The following is a 22,446-nucleotide window of genomic DNA, read 5'->3' on the forward strand; positions in this document are numbered from 1 at the left end:
GGTGACCAGTGCGAATTAAGACGGCGAGTCAACAATAACCAATAATGATGGAATTCCTGAAGGTCGTGTTTGCTCGGCTCGGAAAGGCCATCGAGGCGGTCGTCGAACCGCTCAGGGCCGATCCGGAGTCGGACAGCTTCCGGCTTTCGAGTCCGGAGACACACACGACTACTATCGACGGTGACGTGGGATGGGGCCGTCGCCCTCCGGCGGTGGTGCGGTGTCCCCGCTGTGGGGCAGACATCGACCAACGCGACGCACGGGACGACATCGACTGTTCCCGGTGTGTCGCCGAATTTTCCCACGAAGACTTTCCCGAACTGGAGTTACAGTATCTGGTCTGTCCGGTCTGTGGCAACCGGATGGAACACGGTCAGCGTCACCCACACGCCCTCGACGTGCCCGAGTGGGCGACGTGTCACGGCTGCCGCTATCACTGGGAGTTCAGACACTCGTACTGAGGCCGGCCGCTCGGTGTCGGGTGCCTTTATTTATCAGCCGACCGTCCTGCCCGCATGGAGAACCTGTTAGCGACCGTCGCGGCGGGTCTCGCCGTCCTGCTGATAGGGACGGCGTTGCTCGCGATGTCGAACGGCGACTTGCAGGTGGCGGGATTTAGCTTCCTGTGTGCGAGTCTGGTCATCTACCTCCGCGAGACGCGACTCGTCGACACCTGAGTGCCGGAGCATCGAGCGGCGTCGCCGTGGTCACGACAGTTCGTCCATCTCCATCCGCTGTGTGATGACCGGAACCGTCGCGGTCCGGACCACCTTGTCCGTCGTCCCCCCGAGGATGGTTCCTATCTTCCCGCGGTACGCCGACCCCATCACGATGACGTCGAGGCCTTTCTCCTCGGCGTAGTCGACGATTTCCTCACTGGGTGTGCCTGTCCGAAGCGCTTGCTCGCACTCGACGCCGTACTCCGCTGCCACCTCCGCTATCTCGTCTAGGGTCTTCTGCCCGTATTTTTCGTACTCTTCCCGGACGCTCTCCTCGTCGTCCCGTATCGACATCGCCCGAGGAACGCCGGGAAGGTCCATGACGTAGAGCGCGTGGACGGTCGACCCGAGTTCGGCAGCGAGTTCGATACCGTGTGTCGCACCCTTCTTCGATTCTGCGCTTCCGTCGTACGGAATCAATATGTGCTCGTACATACGCTACAATACAGTCGTACTTCCACGACTGCGCAGAAATAATTTCCCCCGTGAAATATCACTATTCGGTCAACACGTGGGTCGGGAAACCGGCTCTAAGGCCCCCTCTGGCCCCGACTAACTACGGGAGGACGAGGTTCCTGTCACTCAGACAGTCCTGGCAATGTCCTCGACGGGGTAGCCGGTCTCGCGGATGGCTTCGACGATGGCGTCGGCGTGTTCCTGTCCGCTCGTCTCGACGTTGAACACCAGATAGGCCTCGCCGACGTCTAAGTCCTCGACGGAGCGCTCGTGGCGCACGTCGTGGATGTTCGCGCCTTGGTCCGCGATGGTCCCAGAGATGTCCTCCATGACGCCCGGTCGGTCGTCGATTCGGACCCGCAGGCGCATGAGTTGCCGACGCTCGGTGAGCGCGTGGATGAGCACCGTCCGGAGTTGCGTCATGTCGAGGTTCCCGCCACAGAGCAGGGGCATCACCGTCTCGTCTGTGACGTCCAGATCGTCGCTCAGGATGGCGGCGACGGAGGCGGCGGCCGCCCCTTCGACCACCTGCTTCGCGCGTTCCATCAACAGGAGGATGGCCTGCGCGATTTCGGTGTCGGTGACGGTCACCACGTCGTCGACGTTCTGCTCGATGATGCGCAGCGTCGTCTCGGAGATGCCGCCGGTCGCGATACCGTCGGCGATGGTGTCGACTTCGTCGAGCGTCACGGGCATCCCCTTGTCGAGGCTCTCGTGGACGGTCTCCGCTCCGGTCGCCTGCACGCCGACGACGCGCGTCTCCGGCGAGAGGTGTTTGATGGCCGTCGAGACGCCGCTGATGAGGCCGCCGCCGCCGATAGGCACGACTACGGTGTCCACGTCGGGACAGTCGTGATACATCTCGGCGCCGAGGGTGCCCTGTCCGGCGATGATGTCCGTATCGTCGTATGCGTGGACGAACGCGGCGTCCGTCTCCTCGACGGCGGCCTGAGCGTGGGCCATCGTCTCCTGGAAGTCCTTGCCGACGAGTTCGACCGTCGCGCCGTACCCTCGGGTCGCGTCGACTTTCGCCTGCGGGGCGTTGACCGGCATGAAGATGGTCGAGTCCGCCCCGCACTTGGTCGCCGCGAGGGCGACGCCCTGTGCGTGGTTGCCCGCGCTGGCGGCGACGAACTCGTCGACGCCCTGTTCGACGTCCTGTGAAATCTTGTTGTACGCGCCTCTGGTCTTGAACGACCCCGTCCACTGGAGGTGTTCCATCTTCAGGTACACCTCGCCGCCGACGAACTCGTCGAGCGACGAACTGCGTTCGACCGGCGTCTTCTTGACGACGGTGTCGTCGTCGAGGCGTTCACGCGCCCGTTCGATGTCGGCGTAGGTGACGGGCAGTTCCGCGGATTCTGACGTTGTCATGAGTGGATTGTCGGTGCCGGGACTTACCCCCGGTCGGTCGTCGAGCGATGCCGGCGACGGCTCATCGGAGTATCTTCTCCCGGCCGGGGTCGAACAGCGGTTCGTCCCGGACGGTTGCGTCGTACGTCTCTCCCTCGCACTGTATCTGGACCGACGTGCCTGCTTCGGCGTGCTCGCTCGGTACGTACGTGTAGGCGATGGACTCGCCGATGCTGTAGCCGTAGTCGCCGGCCTGTACGTAGCCGATGGCCTCGCCGTCCTTCAGGACGGGACGCCCCGAGAGCATGATGTCCGACGAGTCGTCGAGGGTGAGCGGCGTGATGCGGTTGTCGATGCCGTCGGCCTTCGCCGATTCGAGGGCCTCCTTCCCGACGAAGTCGGTGTCCATGTCGACGGCGAAGGGCAGACCGGCCTCGAACGGGTTCGAGTCGGTGTCGATGTCCGTGCCCCAGAGCCTGAAGCCTTTCTCCAGTCGCATCGAACTGAGAGCGCCACCGCCCATGGGGCGGACGTCGAGGTCCTGTCCGGCCTCCCACAGCGTCTCCCAGAGGCGCTGGCCGTACTCCGTCGGCGTCCACAGCTCCCAGCCGAGTTCACCCACGTAGGAGACGCGCAGGGCGATGACCGGCACCTCGCCGACGTACATCTGCTTCGCGCGGAAGTACGGGAAGCCGTCGTCGGTCACGTCGGCGTCCGTACACCGCTGGAGCAGGAGGCGCGATTTGGGGCCCCAGAGGCCGATAGTGGACTTCGCACCTTCCTCGATGTGGACCGACACCGTCTCCGGTGCGTGCTCTTCGAGCCACCCGCCGTGGATGCCCGGCGAGTTGCCGCCGCCGGTGGTGACCATGTACTCCTCGTCGTCGAGACGCACGACGGTGATGTCCGCGAGGATGCCGCCGCCCTCGTTGAGCAGCAGCGAGTAGCGGACCTGTCCGACGTCGATGTCCATGTCGTTGCTGCACACTCGCTGGAGGAACGCCTCGCTCCCCTCGCCCTCGACCATGATGGAACTGAACGAGGTCATGTCGAACATCGACACGTTCTCTCGGGTGTGGAGGTGTTCGGCGGCCTCGATGGGCGAGCGGTTTATCGACTGCCAGCCGTCCTGTTCGGGAATCTGGTCCTCGTAGCGGTCCACGAGGTCCGCGTTGGACTCGTAGTACTGCGGCGACTCCCAGCCACCGCTCTGGTAGAACTCCGCGCCCAGTTCCTTCTCCTGATGGTAGAACGGACTGGTTCGCAGGCGGCGGTGGTCGTCGGGTTGCCAGCGCGGTTCGACGATGCTGTACACCTGTTCGTAGCGCTTCGCGCCCCGGTCGACGAAGTAGTCCTTCTCGCCCGCGTGGGGTTCGAACCGCCGGACGTGGATGCCGCCGGTGTCGACCGGTCCGGACGGGAGACGCGGCGTGCCGTTCTCCATCCACTCCGCGAGGATGCGGCCGTAACCGCCGGAGTGGGTCCACCAGATGGCGAGCGCCGTCCAGAGGTTGTCGACCTGGGCCGTCTCGCCGACGGCGGGCATCCCGTCGGGCGTGAACACGAAGATGCCGTTCTCTGTGACTTCGTAGTCCACGTCTTGCGTCGCCGGGAGCAGTTCGTCGAAGGCCTGCTTCGCAGATTTGTCGCGATTGCGGTGGGTCGGCTCCGTCCAGTGTTCCTCGGTGAACCCGCGAACGGAGGCCTGTCGCTCCTCGGAGTTCTTACCCATCGCCTCTGGGTCGACCGAGAGCGACTCGTGGTTGTACGACCCCATCCCCAGCGAATCGCCGTGGGTTCGGAAGTACAGTGAGTGGTCTTGATCGCGACCGACCGGTTGGTGTGGCCCTTCGCTCATGTACTCCGCGATGGAGCGCTCGCCCGGCACGTCCAGTCCGGTGGTGTTGTCGCCGACGGAGGAACCGGCGTCTGCCAGTTCCTCCATCGGTTCGGTGACGACGTACTGGTGTTCGACCGGCGCGATAGGCAGGTCCAGACCGGCCAACTGCCCGGTCTGGTAGCCCCAGTTGTTCGTCGCGATGACACAGCGTCCACACTCGATGCGCCCCTTGTCGGTCTCGACGGCCTGAATCTCGCCGCCGGAGACGTCGAGGTCTTTGACCTCGGTGTTACCGTAGAAGTCCGCCGAGGACTCGCCGATGTACCACTGGAGGGCCGCGATGCCGTCGACGCGGCCGTCCGTCGGGGAGTAGTAGCCGCCGAGAATCTCGTCTTCGTCGACCATCGGCAGGTGCTCGGTGACCTCCTCCGGCGAGAGGAGTTGCGGTTCTGGCAACCCGTAGGAGGTCGCCCATTCCTTCCGACGACGGAGGAAGTCCATCCGGTCCTCGCTCCGGGCGAGTTCGATACCGCCCACTTCGTCGTAGACGCCGGCGTCGGAGAGCAACCGACTCGTGTAGTAGGCTGCTTTCGTCTGAATCTTCGACGGCGACGTCTGGAACATGATGCCGGGCGCGTGGACGGACGACCCGCCCGTGACCGGCAGGGGGCCTTGGTCGATGACCGTTACGTCTTCGGCGCCGAGTTCCGTCAGATGGTACGCGACACTACACCCGACGGCACCGGCACCGATGATGACGGTGTCCGCCTGTGATGGGGGAGCCTCTGTGCTCATGTATCTCGTATCGAGGTCCTTCTGTCACTCTCTTAAATACACCGGCGGGTTCGGCTGGCGGTATCTGAGGATGTCCACGGAGAGTGCCTGTGTGTGCCGAAAATGGGCTATTCGATTTCGACGGGGCCACGGCGGACACACGACGAAGACGGCGTGTGTCTCTCGAACCACAGCGTGACAGGAACGCGATACGATTGGATGGGCGAGTGGCGAACGTCAGGAGACGAGCGGTTCCTCGCGAACCGTCGCGTCGTAGCGCTCGCCCTCGTAGAGAATCTCAACCTCGGTACCGGGTTCGGCGTACTCCGGCGGGAGGTACGTGTAGGCGACGCAGGCACCTTCGGTGTACCCGTACTCTGCGCTGTGGAGGTACCCGAGCACCTCGTCCCCGTCCAGCACCGGCCGGTCGTCGAGGACTACCGCCTCGGGGTCGTCCAGCGTCAGGCAGGCGACCTCGTGGTCGATGTTGTCGCCGTCGGCGGCCGCGGCGACGGCCTCCTTGCCGATGAAGTCGGTTTCGAGGTCGACGGCCCAGCCGAGGCCCGCCTCGTAGGGGTTGTGTTCGGTGTGGAGGTCTTCGCCCCACAGGCGGAACCCTTTCTCGATGCGCAGGGCGTCCAGCGCGCCGTTCCCGTACGGTCGGATGTCGTACTCCTCGCCGGCCTCCAGAATGTGCTCCCAGAGGCGCTCCCCGTACTCGGAGGGCGTGTACAGTTCCCAGCCGAGTTCGCCGGCGTAGGACACCCGGAGCGCGGTCACGGGGACGTTCTTGACGAAGAACTGCTGGCTCGTAAAGAACGGGAAGGCGTCGTCCGAGAGGTCGACGTCGGTGACCTTCGACAGCACCTTCCGGGCGTCCGGCCCGGTGCAGACCATCGCGGCGAGATTCGAGGTGACGTCGTTGACGAGGACGCCTTCGGGCGACTGCTCGCGGACCCACGCGACGTGGTTGTTCCCGACTTCGCGGCCCGTCGTCAGCAAGAGGTAGCGGTCCTCGTCCGTGCGCGTGACGGTGATGTCGGCGCGGACGCCGCCGCCCTCGTTGCACATGAGCGTGTACTTCACGTCGCCCACGTCGATGTCCATGTCGTTCGTACAGAGGTACTGGACGAACTCGCCGGCCTCCTCACCGACTACCTCCATCTTGTTGAACGCGGTCATGTCGTGCAGGCCGACCTTGTTCCGGACGTGCAGCGCCTCCGCGCCTTCGATTGGCGAGTAGTACTTGCCTTCCCAGCCCTCTCGCTCGGGAATCTGGTCACCGTACTCAGCCAATAGGTCGGCGTTGTCGTCGAACCACTGTGGAGCCTCCCACCCGGCCTCGGCCCACATCTCCGCGTCCCATTCTTTGTGGGAGTGGTACATCGGCGTCCGGCGGATGTCCCGCTGTTTGTCCGTCCACACCCACTTCGGGTGCATGATGTTGTAGACGATACGGTACTCCTCGCCACCGATGTCGCGGGCGAAGTCCCAGCTACCCTCGTGCTCGTCGAAGCGGTTGACGTCGCAGTGCGCGAGGTCGATCGGGCCTTCCGGGAGGCGTGGGACGCCGGTCTCCATCCACTCGGCGAGTGCCTTCGCGGCCCCGCCTGCGTGGGTGACCCAGATGGCCGCCGCCGTCCAGAGGCCGTCGTACTCCTGTACCGGGCCCATGACCGGGAGGCCGTTGGGCGACTCGGCGAACATCCCGTTGTACTTGTGTTCGAGTTTCTTGTCCTTCGTGGCCGGGAGGAGTTCGTCGCTGGCCTGTCGCGGCGCCTTGTCCGGGCGGTCCGGGTGGGTCGCGGTGTTCATGTGGTAGTCGGTGAACTCGTGGACCGAGCCCTGTTCCCCGTCGGGGTCGTTCCCGCCCAGTTCCTGCGGGTCCGGGACGATTGGCTCGTGGTTGTACGAGCCGATACCGTAGGCGTCCCCGTGGTTCCGGTAATACATCGCGTTGTCCTGGTCCCGGAGGATGGGGCGGTCTGGGCCGACGAGCAGACGTTTGGCCTTCTCGCCGGAGACGTTCTCGTAGTTCTCGAACAGCGGGTGGTCGGTGATGTCGACGGCGCTCTCTGCGAGTTCGTCCAGCGACTCCGTCACCGTGTACTGGTGCTCGACGGGTGTCACCGGCAGGTGGACGTCGAGTTTCTCGCCTAGCTGGCGGGCCCAGATGTTCGTCGCGATGACGACTTCGTCGCAGTCGATGGTGCCGTGTTCGGTGACGACGCCCTCGATGTCGTCGCCGTCTGTCACCACGTCCTCCGTGCGGGTGTGTGGGACGAACCGCGCCCCGTTGTCCATCGCCTCCCGAGCGAGCGCGTCACAGGCGACGACGCCCGACACCTGCCCGTCCGTCGGCGAGTAGTACCCGCCCAGAATCTCGTCTTCGTCGACGAGCGGCAGGTGGTCCGTGACTTCCTCGGGCGAGAGGAGCTGCGGGTCGTCGATGCCCCACGCCTTCGCGTGTTCGACGCGGCGTTGGAGGAAGTCCATGCGCTCCTCGCTCCGGGCGACTTCGATGCCGCCCACCTCGTTGTAGGCCTGCTGGCCGTCCGCGCCTTCGAGTTCGGAGTACAGGCGACGGCTGTAGTCCGCGAACTGGCTGAGGACCTTCGGTTCGGCGGTCTGGAACATGATGCCCGGCGCGTGCGTCGAGGACCCGCCCGTCGTCGGCATAGGCCCTTGGTCGACGACGACGACGTCGTCGCGGCCGAGTTCGGTGAGCTGATACGCCAGATTGCAGCCGACGATACCGGCACCCACGATGACGGTGCCAGCTTCGGTCGGCAGGCTGTCTGTCGTCTCCATAAATCTGACTCGAAGGTGATTCTGGCGGCCAAATATAGTTATCCCCTGTCCCCCCGGTGGTTTTCAACCAGTCACTTCGCTGTCTGGTAGAGATTCGGAGCGTCACAGTGATAGTACTGTGAAACCACGGGCGGTGTCGATTTAGCCCTCCCGACCGAGGAGTCCCGGATATTCGAGTATACGGACCCTAGACGGCATGAGACAGCCGAATGGTCGGCCTTCTTCGTGGGCTCGCTCCGCGGGTGGTGACAACCCTTTTACCTCTCTCGGGTGCGCTCTCAGTTGCATGGTTGACTCCATCTCGCTGGAGACAGCGACAGAACTGATAGCGGCGGCCGAGGCGAAGGCAGAGGAAATAGAGAACCCGATGGTCATCACGGTGGCCAACAGCGAAGGGAACCTCGTCGCCCAGCATCGGATGGACGGCGCGTGGCTCGCGTCGGTAAGCATCTCGCGGAACAAGGCGTACACGTCCGCTGCACTGGAGACGCCGACACACGAACTCGCTGAACCGTCGGAACCCGGCAACTCCCTGTACGGACTCCAGACCACCGACGAGGGACGTATCGTCATCTTCGGCGGCGGCTACCCGCTCGAACGCGACGGCGACATCGTCGGCACCATCGGCGTCTCTGGCGGGGCCGTCTCACAGGACCGAGAAGTCGCGGAAGCGGGCGTCGAACGCTGGAACGAACTCACGGAGTAACGAACCGCTAGTCGTCCCGCGGACCCGGCTGACGCGCTGCAACGGCGTCGAGCAGGTCCACGAGGGCGTCCGCGGCCGCGGTCAGCAGTGTCTCACCCAGTTCGGCGCTCCCCTCGCGCGGGTCGCCGACCACGCCGTTTTCGGTGAACTCGTCCGAGTCGAACGCGAGGTTGACGCGACCCTGCCAGTCGCCCCAGCGTTCGCTCCCGTTCTCCGCCGCCGAGTCGAGGCGGTCCTCGTGGACCGTCTCGGGGTTCGCGTGCTGGAGGAGGGCCGTCTCCAGCGGACCGCCGTGACCCATGTCGGAACTGTGCTCGCCCACTTCGTCGAACCACGTGAACGGGACGGCGTACGCCTCGTCGTGTCTCGAAATCCGGCCGGCGACCTCCCGGAGGGCCGCGATGTTGCCGCCGTGACCGTTGACGAGGACGACACGGTCCCAGCCGTGGTGGGCTAGACTCCCCACGACGTCTCTGACGTAGTCCCGGAACGTGGACTCGGAGGTCCAGAGCGTCCCGCTGAAGGCCCGGTGTTCCTCGGCGACGCCGACCGGAACCGCGGGCGCGACGACCACTTCGCCGTCGTACTCGTCGGCGGCGCGTTCGGCCACCGCCTCCGCGTTGAGCGTGTCCGTCCCCAGCGGCGCGTGCGGGCCGTGTTGCTCCGTGCTCCCGACCGGGAGCAGTGCCAGATTCGTCTCTGTCTGCTCGGCGTCGGTCCACGTCTCGGATTCGATGTGCATACGCGCACCCTCTGTGCGAACTCGAATAAAGCCCCTACTCCCGGTGCTTTTTACGCTCGCGCCGCAGTGGCGACGTATGGAGTACGAGTCTGTGACGCATACGACGAGTGACCGTCGTCTCGGTCGTCTCCCGTCGGGCAGCGACGTGTCGGTGACTGTCCACCGGTACGTTGGTGGCCCCGGCCCGACCGTCTACGTGCAAGGGGCTCAGCACGGCATCGAACTCAACGGCCCGGCGGCGTTGCGCCGTCTCCACGGGCGATTGATCGACGCCGAAATCGCTGGGACCGTCGCCGTCGTTCCGGTGGTGAACCCGCTGGCGTTCGACCACCGCTCGTACATGACTCCCGCGGAGTACGACGTGATGAATCCGAACCTGAACCGCGTCTGGCCCGGTGACGAGGGCGGCAGCCTGCAAGAGCGACTGGCCGCCCGGTTGTGGGACCTCGTGACCGACGCTGACGCCGCCGTCGACTTACACACCGGGACCGCGGATATGCTCGAACACGTCCGGTATCAAGATGGCGAGAGCGAGGCCCGGACGCTGGCGAGGGCGTTCGGGACGGAGTACCTCGTCGTCGACAGCGACGAGGCACCGGCAGACGACGAGTTCAGGGGGACGTTCCGGACGGCCGCCGCACGCGCGGACGTCCCGGCGATAACCGTCGAACTCTCGAACAGCAGGACGGTCACGCACTCGGCTATCGACACCGGCGTCGTCGGCGTCGAAAACGTCCTCCGCGAACTGGGCGTCCTCCCGGACGACCCGGCCCGACCGCCCGACCAGACGCGCCTCCGGAACGACGGTGCCACCACCGTGGCGGCGGAGTCGGGCCTGTTCGAACTGCGCCCGGACCTCGGCGTCGGCGACCACGTCGAGGCGGGAGAGACGCTCGGCACCGTCTACTCTCCCTCGACGTTCGAACGACTCCAGACGGCCACCGCCGACGACGGCGGCGTCGCCTACTCGCTGGCCCGTGAGGCCGTGGTCGTCGCTGGCGAGCGAATCGCCGGCATCGCGACGCCGGTGTGACTGGCGTCGCAGTCGACATCCGATCAGCTGTATCTGTCGGACACCGTCTCGGTACCGCCGCCGTATTCCGGTGATTTAAATGGGTTGGTTATTACTGACACACTGTTATGCTCCGTGATGTGTCATAGATACTCAATAACATGGGACTACAAACCGCCTTCGACGTCCTCTCCCAGATCGTCGAACAGTACGAGTCGCGTGGTCGGACCGTCCGACACGTCGAAGCGACGGCGAACGACGGTGGGTCGCTGCAGGTCTCCATGGCGGTCCCGGTGTCGCTCTGTGCCGCGTCTGGCGACGGCGTCCACTCCGAACTCACCCCGGAGACGGCGACCCTGACCGACAGCGGTGGGCTACGGGTGGAGTTCTCGACCTCCTCCCTCGCCTCGCTCCCACCGACGACTGCGGCGTCCATCTCGGTCAACGAGGAGGCCGTCCGCGTCGAAGACGGCGGCATCGTCCTCGGCGTCGAACTCACCGTCGACCCGTCTGAAGACGGGACGGAGCGTGCCGAAGTCCACGAGGACGACGCCGCCACCGACTCTCGGACGACGGCACAGTCGGCCACGGAACCGACAGACGTAGACGGGGAGTCGGCCGAATCGTCCGCACCGCCAGCGGACAGCGAGGACGCGTCACTGGCAGACGAACTCGCGGCGGTCCGTGACGACGACGTCCCGCCCTACGAGGACACGGCGTACCTCCAGCGTCTCTATGACGTCTGCGAGAACTTCACCGAGATGAGCGAGCGAATCGAGATGGACGTCTCCTCCGAGACGGTCCGACGCTACATGATCGAAGCAGGTGTCCACGACCCGACGTCCTACGACACCTCGACCAACCAAGATACAGAGCGGGCTGGGGAGGGACGCGCGGACGCGGCGACGAGCACCGAGCCAACTCCGGCGGCACCCGCGGCGCCCGACGATCCGATGGAGACGATCCCGGACGAGCAACTCGTCACCGACGGCCTCGGCCTTCCGGAGAGCGTCCATCTGGCGGACGTCGCCGACGCCGTCGTCGACTCGGTGACCGTCTACGAGGTCCAGCGACACCTCGACCTCGAACGCCAGCAGACACAGGAACTGCTCGAAGAACTCAATCTGCTGGACCTCGTCATGCGACAGTTGTCCGACAACCCGGAACAGACGGCGTCCTACGAGCAAGTCGCCACGCGAATCCGAGAGTGTGCCCCCGGCCCAGCGTGACTCCCCGCTGGCAATTTAAATGGGTTCTGTGACCCACCCACAAACAAAAGTGTCCTCCATACATCCAACCAATAAGTAATGTCTTTGCGAAGTCGTACCATGACGCCGCAGGACGGGGTCGAGAACCTCCTCACGAACGCACGGTTCGAACTGATGCCGTTCGACAGCTTCGAGGAGGAGATAACGCACCTGCCCGACGGCGCGACCATCGCTATCACTACCTCGCCGCAGTTGGGTATCGAGGCGACGCTCGAACGGACCGAGGAGGCCGTCGAACAGGGGTTCGAGGTCGTTCCCCACATCGCGGCCCGCTACGTCCGTGACCGAGAACATCTAGCGGACATCGCCCGGCGACTCACAGAGGCCGGCATCACCGACATCTTCGTTCCGGGCGGCGACCGGGAGGAACCGGAAGGGGAGTTCGAGTCGGCGTACGACCTCCTCTCGACGCTCGACGGGATGGAGTACTCCTTCGAGGAGGTCGGTATCACCGGCTATCCCGAGGGCCACGACTTCATCGACGACGAGACGTTGGCGGAGTCCATGGAACAGAAAGCGCCCTACGCGACGTACATCGTCACGCAACTCTGTTACGACCCGGAGACGGTGCTCGAGTGGATCGAGGAGATTCGCGAACGTGGCATCACCCTCCCGGTCGAAATCGGCATCCCCGGCGTGATGAAGTACAAGCGATTGCTCCAGATCTCCCAGAAGGTCGGCGTCGGCGACTCCATCAAGTTCCTCCGGAAGACCACCGGCGTCGTCGGCTTCATTCGGCAGCTCATCGGGTCTCGCGGGACCTACAAGCCCGACGACCTCATCGACGGCCTCGCCCCCTACGTCGACGACGAGGAGTACAACATCAGCGGCGTCCACATATACACGTTCAACCAGACGCCCGATACGATGTCGTGGCGGTACGAGCGCCTCGAAAAGTAGGCCCAGCGACACGCCGTATTCTCACCCACCCGTACCCCCTCAAACCATAGTCCGTTCGACACGTCGACGGGCCCGACACGTCCACTCAATCACCAGACACGTTCTGTCAGGAGCCAGTTTATTGCCGCTCTAGCTCCTGCCTCGACCATGACGTACGAAACCGTCAGAGCGACGGACCCGGCTGTGGCCGACGCGCTCGAAGCAGAGCGAGAGCGACAGAACGACACGCTGGCGATGATAGCGAGCGAAAACCACGTCTCCGAGGCCGTCATGGAGGCCCAGAGCTCGGAACTCACGAACAACTACGCCGAGGGCTACCCCGGCGAGCGCTACTACGGCGGCTGTGAGTACGCCGACGACGTCGAACAGTTGGCCATCGACCGCGCGAAGGAACTGTGGGGTGCCGACCACGTCAACGTCCAGCCACACTCTGGCTCGCAGGCGAACATGGGCGTGTACCTCGCTGCTCTGGACCCCGGTGACAAGATTCTCTCGCTGGACCTCACCCACGGCGGCCACCTCTCGCACGGCCACCCGGCGAACTTCGCCGGACAGGTCTACGAGGTCGAGCAGTACGAGGTCGACGCGGAGACAGGCTACGTCGACTACGAGGGCCTCCGCGAGACGGCCGAGTCCTTCGACCCGGACATCGTCGTCTCGGGCTACTCCGCGTACCCGCGCGAAGTCGACTTCGAACGGATTCAGGCGACGGCCGACGCCGTCGACGCCTACCACCTCGCCGACATCGCCCACATCACCGGGCTGGTCGCCGCGGACGTCCACGAGTCGCCGGTCGGCGTCGCGGACTTCGTCACCGGTAGCACGCACAAGACCATCCGCGCGGGCCGCGGCGGCGTCATCATGTGCGGCGACGAACACGCGGACGACATCGACAGCGCCGTCTTCCCCGGTTCGCAGGGCGGTCCGGCGATGCACAACGTCGCCGGCAAGGCCGTCGGCTTCGGCGAAGCGCTCGACCCGGCCTTCGAGCGATACGCCGAACAGACCGTCACCAACGCGAAAGCGCTCGGCGAGCGGTTACAGGACCACGGCCTCGACCTCGTCTCCGGCGGCACCGACAACCACCTCGTGCTGGTCGACCTCCGCCCGTCGCATCCCGACACCACGGGCAAGGAAGTCGAGGAGAGCCTCGAAGAGGCTGGCATCGTCCTCAACGCCAACACCGTCCCCGGCGAGACGCGCTCCGCGTTCAACCCCTCGGGCATTCGCGCCGGCACCCCCGGCCTCACGACTCGCGGGTTCGGTGAAGAAGCGTGCCGCGAAGTCGCGGACCTCATCTACGAAATCGTCGACGCGCCTCACGACGAGGACGTCGTCGCCGAAGTCAGTCAGCGAGTCGACGACCTGACCGACGAGTACACCCTCTACGACTGAGCGGCTGACTGGGGACTCACCGCTCTGGTCGCCCCGCTCCTCGATTTGTTGGCGAGTCTATATCTATCGTCGCACGCGAATGTAGCGTGGGATGTACAGCACCCTCATTCCGGTCGACGAGGACGAGAACCGAGCGCTCCATCAGGCGAGATACGTGGCGTCCCTCGCCGACGCGACGACGGACGTCGAGGCGACAGTCTTGCACGTCGTCTCTCCCGGCGAAGTAACGCGAGCAGATACTGTCGCGTTCGAAGCGGTGGACGCCGCCGTCTCAGCCGCTGAGCACCTGACGGCGGCCGACGTCACCGTGACCCGTCGCGTAGAGGACGGCAGCGTCCCGGCGGCCATCGTCGACACTGCAGACGAACTCGACAGTCAGGAAATCGTCATGGGCGGACGGAAGCGTTCCGGCGTGGCGAACGTCCTGCTCGGCAGCACCGTCCACGACGTGTTCGTTTCGACTGAGCGCCCGGTCACGATTACCGGCACCGGGATGGTGTTTGGGGAGGGCGACAGACACGTCCTGGTTCCGGTCGACAAGCGCCGCGAACGCGCCTTGAATCAGGCGGAGTACGTCGCTCAGTTACCCGGGGTCCCAGAGAGCGTCACCGCGACAGTTCTGTACGTGTATCCGCATCAGGATTACGCCGGTGCGCCGCCCCACGACTTCGGAGAAATCGGAGCGGCCGTCGCCGCTGCGGAGTTCCTCGAAGAGAGGGACGTCGCGGTCGAACGGGTCACGGTCGGCGGCGAAGTCGCCAGAAAGATTCTCGCCACCGCTGACGACGTCGACGCGAGCAGCATCGTGATGGGTGGCCGCAGGCGAACCGGCGTGCAGAAGGTCATCATGGGCAGCACCGCACAAGATATCCTGCTGTCGTCGGACCGCCCGGTCACGATTACGGGGTAGCACCTCGGCAGTGAAACTGACGGCGAGACGGTGGTCAGCACAAAAAAAGCGGCGTGATGGTATGAGGTATGAACGACAGGGTGGCGCCGATCAGTCGTCGCTGGACTCTGCTTCGGCTTCCTTGCGCGCGTTGAGTTTCGCCTGTTCGCGAGCGCTCGGGTTGACGGACTCCTTGAACGGCACCTTCGCGACGGTAGCGAACACTGGTTCACCTTCCTCTTCAGCGTACTCGTCGGGCAGGTGGACTTGGAACTCGAGGTCGAGTTCTTCGTCGTAGATTTCGTCGTTGAGCGGCGTGTCGGTGACTTCCTGCAGTTTGTCGGCCGGCACGAAGCCCATGGCGATGTTCGTCTCGAGGTCCGGGTTCCACCACGGCGAAGTGATGTAACCGCACTCTTCGCCCGTCTCCGGGTCGGAGATCAGCCAGAAGTCCGGGGCGTAGTCCCGAATCGGTTCGCCGGCCATCTTCAGGCCGATGAGCTTGTGCTCGAACGGGTACTCGCCGTTCTCGATGAGTTCCTTCTGGCGCTCGAGTTCTTCTTTGCCGATGTAGTCCGCGTCCTTGTCGTCGGGCACGTGATAGCCGAGATTGACCTGGAACGGCGACGTCTCGTGGTCTAGGTCCTGCCCCCACGACATGATACCGGCCGCGATGCGGCGGTGGTGACCCGGCGCGATCTGACGGCCGCCGTGGTCTTTGACGGTCTCCATGACTGGGTCCCAGACCTTCTCGGCGTTCTCGTGGGCGTTCCTGACGTAGATTTCGAAGCCGGCCTCGCCGGAGAACCCGGTCTGGCTGATGAGGACTTCACAGCCGTTGATTTCGGCGTCCATCAGGCCGTAGTACGGTACGTCTTTGACCTTGTCACCGACGACATCGACCATGACGTCCTCGGACTTGGGGCCCTGAATCTGCATCGGGGCCACGTCGATCTCGTCGATTTCGACGTCGAAGTCGTTGTCGACGTTGACTCCCTGCAGCCACTGCATGAGGGTCGAGTCGGAGATAGAGAACCAGAACTCGTCTTCCTCGGGGCGCAGGAGCACGGGGTCGTTCAGGACGCCGCCGTCCTCGTTACAGAGGATGACGTACTTCCCGTCCATCGCGTCCATCTCTGTCACGTCACGGGTGACGACGTAATTGGTCAGCGCTTCGGCGTCGGGACCCTTGACGCGAATCTGACGCTCGACGGCGACGTCCCAGAGCGTCACGCTGTTGGTAAGCGCCTCGTACTCCTTCATCGCACCGCCGTCTTCGGGTTCGACGAGGCCGCGCGGGTGGTAGATGCGGTTGTAGACGGTACACCGCCACGCGCCCTCCTCGTTGAAGGACTTGTGGAAGAACGGTGACTTGCGCACACGCGTGGAGACCAACATCTCGATGTTGGGGTCGCCCGTCTGCCGCAGGTTCCGTGGTACCGTCCGATCCGACTGGTCGACACTAGGGTGATTGGGATGGCTTTCGTTCCCGGACATGCTTGTGGACAAAGACCAGTGACTCTCATAAAAGATGACGCTGATTACCCCTGCCGTTTATGTACCGGTAGCAATCCTGGCGGAGAGATACCGGGCGTCTGCCCACGATTACCGGTCGGAGGACGATGCGTCTCGGCGCTCGTACCAGACGATATCGAACGCATCGTACCGGTCACGGTCCGTCTCACGCCACTGGTCCCACTCGACTGTCGGAAAGGTCGTGTCACCGTCGACGGCCGTCTGCAGTTCGGTCAGAATCAGTTCGTCGGCACACGGGAGAAACTGCTCGTAGACGGTGCCACCGCCGACGACGTACGCCGTCTCGACGTCCGTCGTCTCGGCCGCGCGAAGCGCTTTTGCCGTCGACTCGACGGTGACGACGTCGTCCGGCAGACGCTCTGGACGGTGCGTGAGGACGATGTTCCGACGCTCTGGAAGCGCCGTCCCCAACTGCCGATAGATGTCGTCGAAGGTCCGTCTCCCCATGATGACCGGATGGCCGACAGTCGTCCGTTTGAAGTGGTTCAGGTCTGCCGGATAGTCCCACGGAACGCTCCCGTCGGACCCGATGACCCCGTTGGCTGCGACGGCAGCGACGAGTGCAATTCGCATCTCGTTCGTCGAAGACGACGTCTGGACACAAAACCTGTCTCATCGACCGGTCCCGACGGCACGCCTCGGTTTCGGACGACCCGGTGTCCTCGACCGTCACTACCGATGCTTGTGGCCATCATATCAGAAATATATTTATATAAAATACGCTATTATTGTGGCGGGAGGTCGCCGTGGACTACGGGTGCCGCTCGAACGAGCTCGCTTCCCACGGTCGGTCTGTCGGTCGCGTCTCGTGTCGAGATGGCAACGGAGTTCGACTGCTTCGCCGCCGATCTCATGACTGGAATACGCCGAACTGGGGGCTAAAGACCGCCATAAATGTCCAGCCTCGACAGTCCGAGTCGTCGTTGTGAGCTTCGCGGTACGGCCTGTGTGACGAACAACGGTGACCAGCGATTACCGGTGTAGTCGGTGAGACGACGTGCAATCCGAAACGCGAATATAAACATACTCATACTTATATTATTCTTAAATAGAAAAATGTATTATATTACTGGGCCGCCCAACCGAACCCGCCACAACGAGCTGTTCGAATGACACGCTGGGGAACAGCGTCGTCGCCGCCGTGGCCGCTGGTGACTGTCAACACGACATGTGTGTCAATCGATACCCCCTGTCCCGCGCGACTTATTGGATTGTAGCCGCAACGGCCCACATGAGTGCGATTCGGACCAAACCGGGTCCGGCCGCGGCCTACGCGTTTCGACTCGGCATCGTCGCCGGTGCCGTCGTGGGACTCACTGCGGTCGCGTTACTGTATCGTCTCGGCACCATCACGCCGGTCATCGCGGGGTACGCACTACTCGTCCTGTTCCCTGTCTATCTCGTCTTCGTGGCCAGCGCCCTCAGCATCTGGCTCGGATACGACAAGGACGCGACGTCACTCAGGCCCGTGTACCGGCCGAAGGAGTCGGAGTAACGTCCCCGCAGGAATCGGTCGGTGGCGTTACTCCTCGGTCTCGTCGTCGACGAGCGTCGCCCCGACGAGGTTGCGCATCCCGCGACGGAGACGCCCGCTCATGGCCGTCGACGAGAGGCCGATCTCCTCGGCCACCTCGTTCAACGAGACGTCGCGGGGTTCGCCGAAGTACCCCTCCTTGTAGGCTATCGTCAACGCCGCTCGCTGCTCTGCGGTCAGGCCGTACGAGGGTTCGCCGCCCGTCTCGCTGTTGCCGTATATCTCGATGATGTCGAGTGAGATGTCGTTCTCGTTCGCGTACTCCCAGATCGTGTTCAACGCCGCTCGGTCGGGGAGGAGGAGGCGAACGAGCCACCCGTGGCGTTTCGTCTCGGTGTGGACCAGAAACCCGCTGACGTCGGTCACGACGGTGCTGATGAGTTTCGTCTCCGGGGTGTGTTCGATGTAGTAGATGCCCGTCCGGTCGGTCCAGTCGACGAGTTCGTAGTTGTCGACCGTCGGGTCCTCCTCCAGCGCCGCCTCTAATTCGCCCCTGTCGTCGTACTCGATGAGAAACGGGAACACGGTCGAGCCCGGGTCGGTGTTCCCCTGGGTGATGACCCGGATGTCGACGTCTTCGAGAGTTCGCAGCGTTGGGACAAGCGCGAGTCGTTCGTGCTCGATGTATACTTTGGCTGTAATCGACATATAACGTACAGGACTCGTTGTGGTACCGTCACAGATCGGACTCGGATGCGGTCGCAGTGTGGCGGTGTACTCTGTCGTACCCTGTTCCTCGGACCTACACAACCGTCGTACAATAATGTTTAGATGTCTCCGGCGGTGTCGCCGCCCGAACGACGCTTTCGCTGTCGCACACGATTGGTGTGCCTATCGGACCGCCGCTACCGGTGGACTAACTGCTGTCGGGGCCGACGTGGTCGGGGACAGAAAATCTGGGGTCCGACAGCAACTCCGTCGGTAGATAGCGTCGACGTCGCGGTGTCGGCGCGGCTACAGCTGAACAAGGCGAGTGCCTCGGGGTCAAGCCCCGAAGCGGTTCACTCGTTGTAAGTCTCCGGAATGAGAACCACACCGTGGAGATCGAAGAGGTCGGTCACGACGTCCTCGATTCGGTCGAGGTGCGGTGGCAGCGCGACGGCCGGCAGGTAGAACTTCGCTGTCGTTGGCCGCTTTTCTTTCTGTGTCTCTATTTCGTTCATCTCGTTCTCAGATACCAGTTCCCCACCTGTAGGTGTTGGTGGGTAAAATTACGGATGTTTAAACCGGGAATTTACGATGTTTAATCGGGTAGGTTGCCGCACTAGCCCGAGACGGCGTCAGCCACGGTCAGGTCTCTCTCAAGAATATCTGTCCAGTGCTCTGGACGACGACGGTGTATCCGTAGTACGAAAACGTAACACACCCCGGTGTCGAAGTGTTCGCTGACTTCGTCTCGAATAGACTGTCCAGCGCGTCCGGGTTGATGCGTTCGTCCATCGGCGGCAGCGATTCGAACGACACGCCGGCGTACTCCGCAACAGCGCCGCGTATCGTCTCGCTCACCTCGGTGTTGCCCTCCCACTGGTGACTGAGATGGTGGGTCGTGCCGTCGAAGTCGTCCGTCCGTGCTACTCCCATGCTACTGCATGGCGTACCTCTATATGATGGGTGTTAATGCGGAATATACAACGTATTTTTATACCGGTCGAGACAATCCACGCGCATAACGTACATACGTCAGCGTACACAATTGCGGGTACCCAACTCGGTAAGCGAGTCACGAAGCAGTCACTGGTGTCCGTCGATAGCACGTCCACGGCCGATACGTTGCGTACCCCGTCGGAGCCGTCCGCAGGGGGAAGAGCGCTCGAACGGCGGGCAAGTGACGGCGACGAATCACGACCGTCCGTCGACGACGGCGCGTTGGTCCCTGACAACGTGACTGACGGCTGACGTGACGACCTACCGACACAACCACTGGGGGAAGTACACGATGGATATGAAGAACGACGACGCACTCGAAGCACGCGAGACAGACAGTCAGCTCACGCTCACGGTGGAGAACATCGGCGGCATCGCTGCCGCAGATGTGACCCTTACCGACGGCGTCACGCTCCTCTCCGGGCGTAACGCATCGAACAAATCGTCGCTCTTGCGTTCGCTCGCCGGTGTCCTCGGTGGCCCGTTGCCACCGCTGAAGAGCGACGCCGACGAAGGGCGCGTCAGCATGACTTGTGACGGTGCGACGTACCACGTCGAACTCGGCCGCGACGGGAACGACGCCGTCGTGCGGAGTGCCGACCGGTACACAACCGCCGACGACCTCTGTGAGTTGTTCGTCGCGCTGACCGAGACGAACCCGATACGACGGGCGGTGCTGGCAGACGACGACCTCTATGAGTACCTGATGCGGCCCGTGGATACCGACGAAATCGAGGCCGAAATCCGCCGCCTGAGCGACGAGAAACAGTCGCTCGACGACCGCCTCGCGGAACTCGACTCCATGGCGAACCGACTGCCGGGCCTTCGGACGCGACAGAACACGCTTCGGGAGCAATTGGACGACGTCGAAGCGGAACTCAAGGAGAAGCGAGACGCTATCGAGACCCTCGAAGCCGAGGCGGACGACGACAGCGAGACGGAGGCGTTACGAGAGAAACGTAGCGAGCGGAACGAACTCCGCCAGCGTCTCAGCAGTCAGGAGGCCGCTATCGAGGAACTGCAATCGGAACTGGCGTCGGTAACCGACCGGCTAGACGATACCGACGGTGACGAACCCGAGGCGGACCTCGCGGATATCGAGGCGGAACTCGAAGACCTCCACCAGCAGAAACAGCGGCTCACGTCGACGATCAACGCACTGAGCCCCATCGTGGAGATGAACTCGCAGATTCTCGATGAGTCCGCGGACATCCCGAACGCGATGACGTCCGACGACATCGTCGCCGAACTGGACCCCGCCTCGAAGTCCATCACGTGCTGGACGTGCGGCAGCACCGTCGAACGCGCGGAGATCGCCGAACAGGTCGAGGCCGTCAGCGGCATCGTTCGGGAGAAACGGACCGAGCGCGAGGCCGTCACGGACCGTATCCAGACCCTCTCCGAACGGAAGCGCGACCTCGAACAGCGACAGGAGAGCCGCGAGGAGTTACGCGCCCGTCGCGAGGACCTCGCCGACGAGATCGAGCGCAGAGAGGAGATGCTCGAAACCCTCGACGCGGACCGTCGGGCACTCGAGACCGAAATCGAGGAACTGCAACGTGCGATCGACGACACGTCCGAGGACGACGACCGGTTAGCCACCTACTACGACGCGGTGAGCGACCTGGAGTACGAACGCGGCCAACTCGCAAACGACTTAGAGAGCGTCGAGTCGGAGATTGCCGACGTCGAGGCCGCCCTCGCCGAACGTGACGACATCGAAGCAAAGCGGGAGGCGGTCGCGTCCGAACTCCGCACCCAGCGTGACCGCATCGACGAACTCGAACAGGACCTCGTGGGTACGTTCAACGAGACGATGCAACAGGTCCTCGAGACGCTGGGGTACGACTCGATAGAGCGCATCTGGCTCGAACGGCGCTCGTCGGGCGACCGCGTCACCGCAGAGACGGCGTTCGAGATTCACGTCGTCCGAGCCACGGAGGACGGCACGGCGTACGACGACACCGTCGACAGTCTCAGCAAGAGCGAACGGGAGGTCATCGGCCTCATCGTCGCTCTGGCCGGCTATCTGGTCCACGACGTCGCCGAGGAGGTCCCGTTCATCGTCGTCGACGCCGTCGAGATGTTCGACGCAGAGCGTATCCACGGCCTGATGCAGTACTTCGGCGAGTCCGCCGATTACGTCGTCACGTCCGTGTTGCCGGAAGAACGGGCGCAACTCGACGGGCGCTACGACACTATCTCGACCCAGTCGTTCGTCGCGGACTCCTAGGGCTCTGTCGCTTCCTCGTCGGCGCGACAGGAACATCCGCCCCGTTCCAGCAGTCCGGTGAACGTGTACTCGTCACCGCACTCCGAACAGGCGACCCGCAGGCTCAGCGTGACGGAGGGGGACGGAATGGTCAGCGACCCCTGTTCGGTGAGTCGAGCGATAGTCTGGGTGGTCACGGATTCGGTCCGAGAGACGAGTTTGAGGACGGTGTTCCGAGCGCTGTCGACGGAGAGCGTGCTGTCGCGGGCCGTCGTCACGTCGAGACAGTCGTTGAGGTGGGTTCGGACGGTCTGATAGCTCACGAAGTCGCTGGTGAGCGTCTCCGGGTCCAGTCCGTTGCGCTGGAGTCGGGACTTCGCGTCGATTCGCTTGCCTGGACCGACGTCGTCGTCGGTGAGGAGTCGGTAGAGGTTGGCCGCCTCGCCGTCGAGCGTCTCCATCCCCGCCGCCCGCATCGCGGACCGAAGTATCGCCTCGTTACAGTAGCGTTCGAGGTCACGGAGGCTGTCGCCGTCGGCCCAGCGCTCCCGCAATTCGTCGTCCAGTTCGGTGAGTCTCCGCTTCTCGGCGACCCGGTCGACCTTGCACGTCGTGCCCGACTCCGCTGACATCGTGTGGTAACTTCGCCGTCGCC

21 protein-coding genes are annotated in these 22,446 nt (G+C 63.8%); 10 read left to right on the top strand and 11 right to left on the bottom strand.

Annotation, left to right across the window (positions count from 1 at the left end):
• Nucleotides 1-44: 44 nt before the first annotated feature.
• Complete coding sequence (locus G9465_RS20165) at nt 45-461, top strand: hypothetical protein (protein ID WP_166973720.1); 417 nt, start codon at nt 45-47, stop codon at nt 459-461.
• Nucleotides 462-515: 54 nt separating this feature from the next.
• On the top strand, nt 516-677 hold the full coding sequence (locus tag G9465_RS20170) for a hypothetical protein (RefSeq protein WP_166973723.1): 162 nt from the start codon (nt 516-518) through the stop codon (nt 675-677).
• A 30-nt stretch (nt 678-707) separates the two neighbouring features.
• On the opposite strand, the gene G9465_RS20175 is transcribed toward G9465_RS20170, so the two are convergent.
• The 4 genes from G9465_RS20175 to G9465_RS20190 all read right to left on the bottom strand — a co-directional run bounded on the left by G9465_RS20175 (nt 708) and on the right by G9465_RS20190 (nt 7,953).
• Nucleotides 708-1,154: a universal stress protein gene (locus G9465_RS20175; RefSeq protein ID WP_166973726.1), complete on the bottom strand. Its 447-nt coding sequence runs from the start codon at nt 1,152-1,154 to the stop codon at nt 708-710.
• Between the two features lie 147 nt (nt 1,155-1,301).
• Nucleotides 1,302-2,549, bottom strand: a complete 1,248-nt coding sequence (gene ilvA, locus G9465_RS20180) for a threonine ammonia-lyase (protein WP_166973729.1) — start codon at nt 2,547-2,549, stop codon at nt 1,302-1,304.
• A 61-nt stretch (nt 2,550-2,610) separates the two neighbouring features.
• Nucleotides 2,611-5,163, bottom strand: coding sequence for an FAD-dependent oxidoreductase (locus G9465_RS20185; protein ID WP_166973732.1), 2,553 nt, complete (start codon nt 5,161-5,163; stop codon nt 2,611-2,613).
• A gap of 216 nt (nt 5,164-5,379) precedes the next feature.
• Nucleotides 5,380-7,953: an FAD-dependent oxidoreductase gene (locus G9465_RS20190; protein WP_166973735.1), complete on the bottom strand. Its 2,574-nt coding sequence runs from the start codon at nt 7,951-7,953 to the stop codon at nt 5,380-5,382.
• Between the two features lie 286 nt (nt 7,954-8,239).
• Here G9465_RS20190 and G9465_RS20195 point away from each other — a divergent pair, with 286 nt between their 5' ends.
• Entirely contained in the window at nt 8,240-8,659 is a 420-nt protein-coding gene (locus G9465_RS20195; RefSeq protein WP_166973738.1) for a heme-binding protein, read from the top strand.
• A gap of 7 nt (nt 8,660-8,666) precedes the next feature.
• Here G9465_RS20195 and G9465_RS20200 read toward each other — a convergent pair whose 3' ends face one another.
• Complete coding sequence (locus G9465_RS20200) at nt 8,667-9,401, bottom strand: creatininase family protein (protein WP_166973740.1); 735 nt, start codon at nt 9,399-9,401, stop codon at nt 8,667-8,669.
• A 76-nt stretch (nt 9,402-9,477) separates the two neighbouring features.
• On the opposite strand from G9465_RS20200, the gene G9465_RS20205 reads away from it, so the two are divergent.
• The 5 genes from G9465_RS20205 (at nt 9,478) to G9465_RS20225 (ending at nt 14,886) form a co-directional block, all read left to right on the top strand.
• Entirely contained in the window at nt 9,478-10,434 is a 957-nt protein-coding gene (locus G9465_RS20205; RefSeq protein WP_166973743.1) for a succinylglutamate desuccinylase/aspartoacylase family protein, read from the top strand.
• Between the two features lie 140 nt (nt 10,435-10,574).
• Nucleotides 10,575-11,642 carry a hypothetical protein gene (locus G9465_RS20210; protein WP_166973746.1) on the top strand — a complete coding sequence of 356 codons (1,068 nt, stop codon included), beginning with the start codon at nt 10,575-10,577 and terminating at the stop codon, nt 11,640-11,642.
• A 78-nt stretch (nt 11,643-11,720) separates the two neighbouring features.
• Entirely contained in the window at nt 11,721-12,581 is an 861-nt protein-coding gene (locus tag G9465_RS20215; protein ID WP_166973749.1) for a methylenetetrahydrofolate reductase, read from the top strand.
• Nucleotides 12,582-12,728: 147 nt separating this feature from the next.
• Nucleotides 12,729-13,976, top strand: a complete 1,248-nt coding sequence (glyA, locus tag G9465_RS20220) for a serine hydroxymethyltransferase (protein ID WP_166973752.1) — start codon at nt 12,729-12,731, stop codon at nt 13,974-13,976.
• 91 nt (nt 13,977-14,067) lie between these two features.
• Entirely contained in the window at nt 14,068-14,886 is an 819-nt protein-coding gene (locus G9465_RS20225; RefSeq protein WP_166973755.1) for a universal stress protein, read from the top strand.
• 90 nt (nt 14,887-14,976) lie between these two features.
• Here the strand turns inward: G9465_RS20225 and G9465_RS20230 are convergent, their stop codons facing one another.
• Both G9465_RS20230 and G9465_RS20235 read right to left on the bottom strand, forming a co-directional pair.
• Nucleotides 14,977-16,362, bottom strand: coding sequence for an aminomethyl transferase family protein (locus G9465_RS20230; RefSeq protein ID WP_166973758.1), 1,386 nt, complete (start codon nt 16,360-16,362; stop codon nt 14,977-14,979).
• A 108-nt stretch (nt 16,363-16,470) separates the two neighbouring features.
• Nucleotides 16,471-16,974 (bottom strand): dihydrofolate reductase, encoded by a 504-nt coding sequence (locus G9465_RS20235; protein ID WP_166973761.1) that lies wholly within the window; start codon nt 16,972-16,974, stop codon nt 16,471-16,473.
• Nucleotides 16,975-17,632: 658 nt separating this feature from the next.
• Here G9465_RS20235 and G9465_RS20240 point away from each other — a divergent pair.
• Nucleotides 17,633-17,896 carry a hypothetical protein gene (locus tag G9465_RS20240; RefSeq protein ID WP_166973764.1) on the top strand — a complete coding sequence of 88 codons (264 nt, stop codon included), beginning with the start codon at nt 17,633-17,635 and terminating at the stop codon, nt 17,894-17,896.
• Between the two features lie 27 nt (nt 17,897-17,923).
• Here G9465_RS20240 and G9465_RS20245 read toward each other — a convergent pair whose 3' ends face one another.
• The 3 genes from G9465_RS20245 to G9465_RS20255 all read right to left on the bottom strand — a co-directional run bounded on the left by G9465_RS20245 (nt 17,924) and on the right by G9465_RS20255 (nt 19,516).
• Complete coding sequence (locus tag G9465_RS20245; RefSeq protein WP_166973767.1) at nt 17,924-18,583, bottom strand: helix-turn-helix domain-containing protein; 660 nt, start codon at nt 18,581-18,583, stop codon at nt 17,924-17,926.
• 353 nt (nt 18,584-18,936) lie between these two features.
• Nucleotides 18,937-19,098: a hypothetical protein gene (locus tag G9465_RS20250; RefSeq protein WP_166973770.1), complete on the bottom strand. Its 162-nt coding sequence runs from the start codon at nt 19,096-19,098 to the stop codon at nt 18,937-18,939.
• Nucleotides 19,099-19,225: 127 nt separating this feature from the next.
• On the bottom strand, nt 19,226-19,516 hold the full coding sequence (locus G9465_RS20255; protein WP_166973773.1) for a HalOD1 output domain-containing protein: 291 nt from the start codon (nt 19,514-19,516) through the stop codon (nt 19,226-19,228).
• Nucleotides 19,517-19,832: 316 nt separating this feature from the next.
• On the opposite strand from G9465_RS20255, the gene G9465_RS20260 reads away from it, so the two are divergent.
• The gene (locus tag G9465_RS20260) at nt 19,833-21,812 is read left to right on the top strand and encodes an archaea-specific SMC-related protein (protein WP_227015784.1); all 1,980 of its coding nucleotides are present in this window, start codon (nt 19,833-19,835) and stop codon (nt 21,810-21,812) included.
• Here G9465_RS20260 and rdfA read toward each other — a convergent pair.
• Nucleotides 21,809-22,423 (bottom strand): rod-determining factor RdfA, encoded by a 615-nt coding sequence (gene rdfA / locus G9465_RS20265; RefSeq protein ID WP_166973776.1) that lies wholly within the window; start codon nt 22,421-22,423, stop codon nt 21,809-21,811. The genes G9465_RS20260 and rdfA overlap by 4 nt on opposite strands.
• Between the last annotated feature and the right edge of the window lie 23 nt (nt 22,424-22,446).

Source organism: Haloarcula sp. JP-L23, assembly GCF_011602445.1.
Lineage (GTDB): Archaea > Halobacteriota > Halobacteria > Halobacteriales > Haloarculaceae > Haloarcula > Haloarcula pellucida.

Excerpts from the sequence above, each read along its gene's own strand:
- G9465_RS20165 (WP_166973720.1), top strand. The coding sequence starts at position 45 with ATGATGGAATTCCTGAAGGTCGTGTTTGCTCGGCTCGGAAAGGCCATC.
- G9465_RS20170 (WP_166973723.1), top strand. The coding sequence starts at position 516 with ATGGAGAACCTGTTAGCGACCGTCGCGGCGGGTCTCGCCGTCCTGCTG.
- G9465_RS20175 (WP_166973726.1), bottom strand. The coding sequence starts at position 1,154 with ATGTACGAGCACATATTGATTCCGTACGACGGAAGCGCAGAATCGAAG.
- ilvA (WP_166973729.1), bottom strand. The coding sequence starts at position 2,549 with ATGACAACGTCAGAATCCGCGGAACTGCCCGTCACCTACGCCGACATC.
- G9465_RS20185 (WP_166973732.1), bottom strand. The coding sequence starts at position 5,163 with ATGAGCACAGAGGCTCCCCCATCACAGGCGGACACCGTCATCATCGGT.
- G9465_RS20190 (WP_166973735.1), bottom strand. The coding sequence starts at position 7,953 with ATGGAGACGACAGACAGCCTGCCGACCGAAGCTGGCACCGTCATCGTG.
- G9465_RS20195 (WP_166973738.1), top strand. The coding sequence starts at position 8,240 with ATGGTTGACTCCATCTCGCTGGAGACAGCGACAGAACTGATAGCGGCG.
- G9465_RS20200 (WP_166973740.1), bottom strand. The coding sequence starts at position 9,401 with ATGCACATCGAATCCGAGACGTGGACCGACGCCGAGCAGACAGAGACG.
- G9465_RS20205 (WP_166973743.1), top strand. The coding sequence starts at position 9,478 with ATGGAGTACGAGTCTGTGACGCATACGACGAGTGACCGTCGTCTCGGT.
- G9465_RS20210 (WP_166973746.1), top strand. The coding sequence starts at position 10,575 with ATGGGACTACAAACCGCCTTCGACGTCCTCTCCCAGATCGTCGAACAG.
- G9465_RS20215 (WP_166973749.1), top strand. The coding sequence starts at position 11,721 with ATGTCTTTGCGAAGTCGTACCATGACGCCGCAGGACGGGGTCGAGAAC.
- glyA (WP_166973752.1), top strand. The coding sequence starts at position 12,729 with ATGACGTACGAAACCGTCAGAGCGACGGACCCGGCTGTGGCCGACGCG.
- G9465_RS20225 (WP_166973755.1), top strand. The coding sequence starts at position 14,068 with ATGTACAGCACCCTCATTCCGGTCGACGAGGACGAGAACCGAGCGCTC.
- G9465_RS20230 (WP_166973758.1), bottom strand. The coding sequence starts at position 16,362 with ATGTCCGGGAACGAAAGCCATCCCAATCACCCTAGTGTCGACCAGTCG.
- G9465_RS20235 (WP_166973761.1), bottom strand. The coding sequence starts at position 16,974 with ATGCGAATTGCACTCGTCGCTGCCGTCGCAGCCAACGGGGTCATCGGG.
- G9465_RS20240 (WP_166973764.1), top strand. The coding sequence starts at position 17,633 with ATGAGTGCGATTCGGACCAAACCGGGTCCGGCCGCGGCCTACGCGTTT.
- G9465_RS20245 (WP_166973767.1), bottom strand. The coding sequence starts at position 18,583 with ATGTCGATTACAGCCAAAGTATACATCGAGCACGAACGACTCGCGCTT.
- G9465_RS20250 (WP_166973770.1), bottom strand. The coding sequence starts at position 19,098 with ATGAACGAAATAGAGACACAGAAAGAAAAGCGGCCAACGACAGCGAAG.
- G9465_RS20255 (WP_166973773.1), bottom strand. The coding sequence starts at position 19,516 with ATGGGAGTAGCACGGACGGACGACTTCGACGGCACGACCCACCATCTC.
- rdfA (WP_166973776.1), bottom strand. The coding sequence starts at position 22,423 with ATGTCAGCGGAGTCGGGCACGACGTGCAAGGTCGACCGGGTCGCCGAG.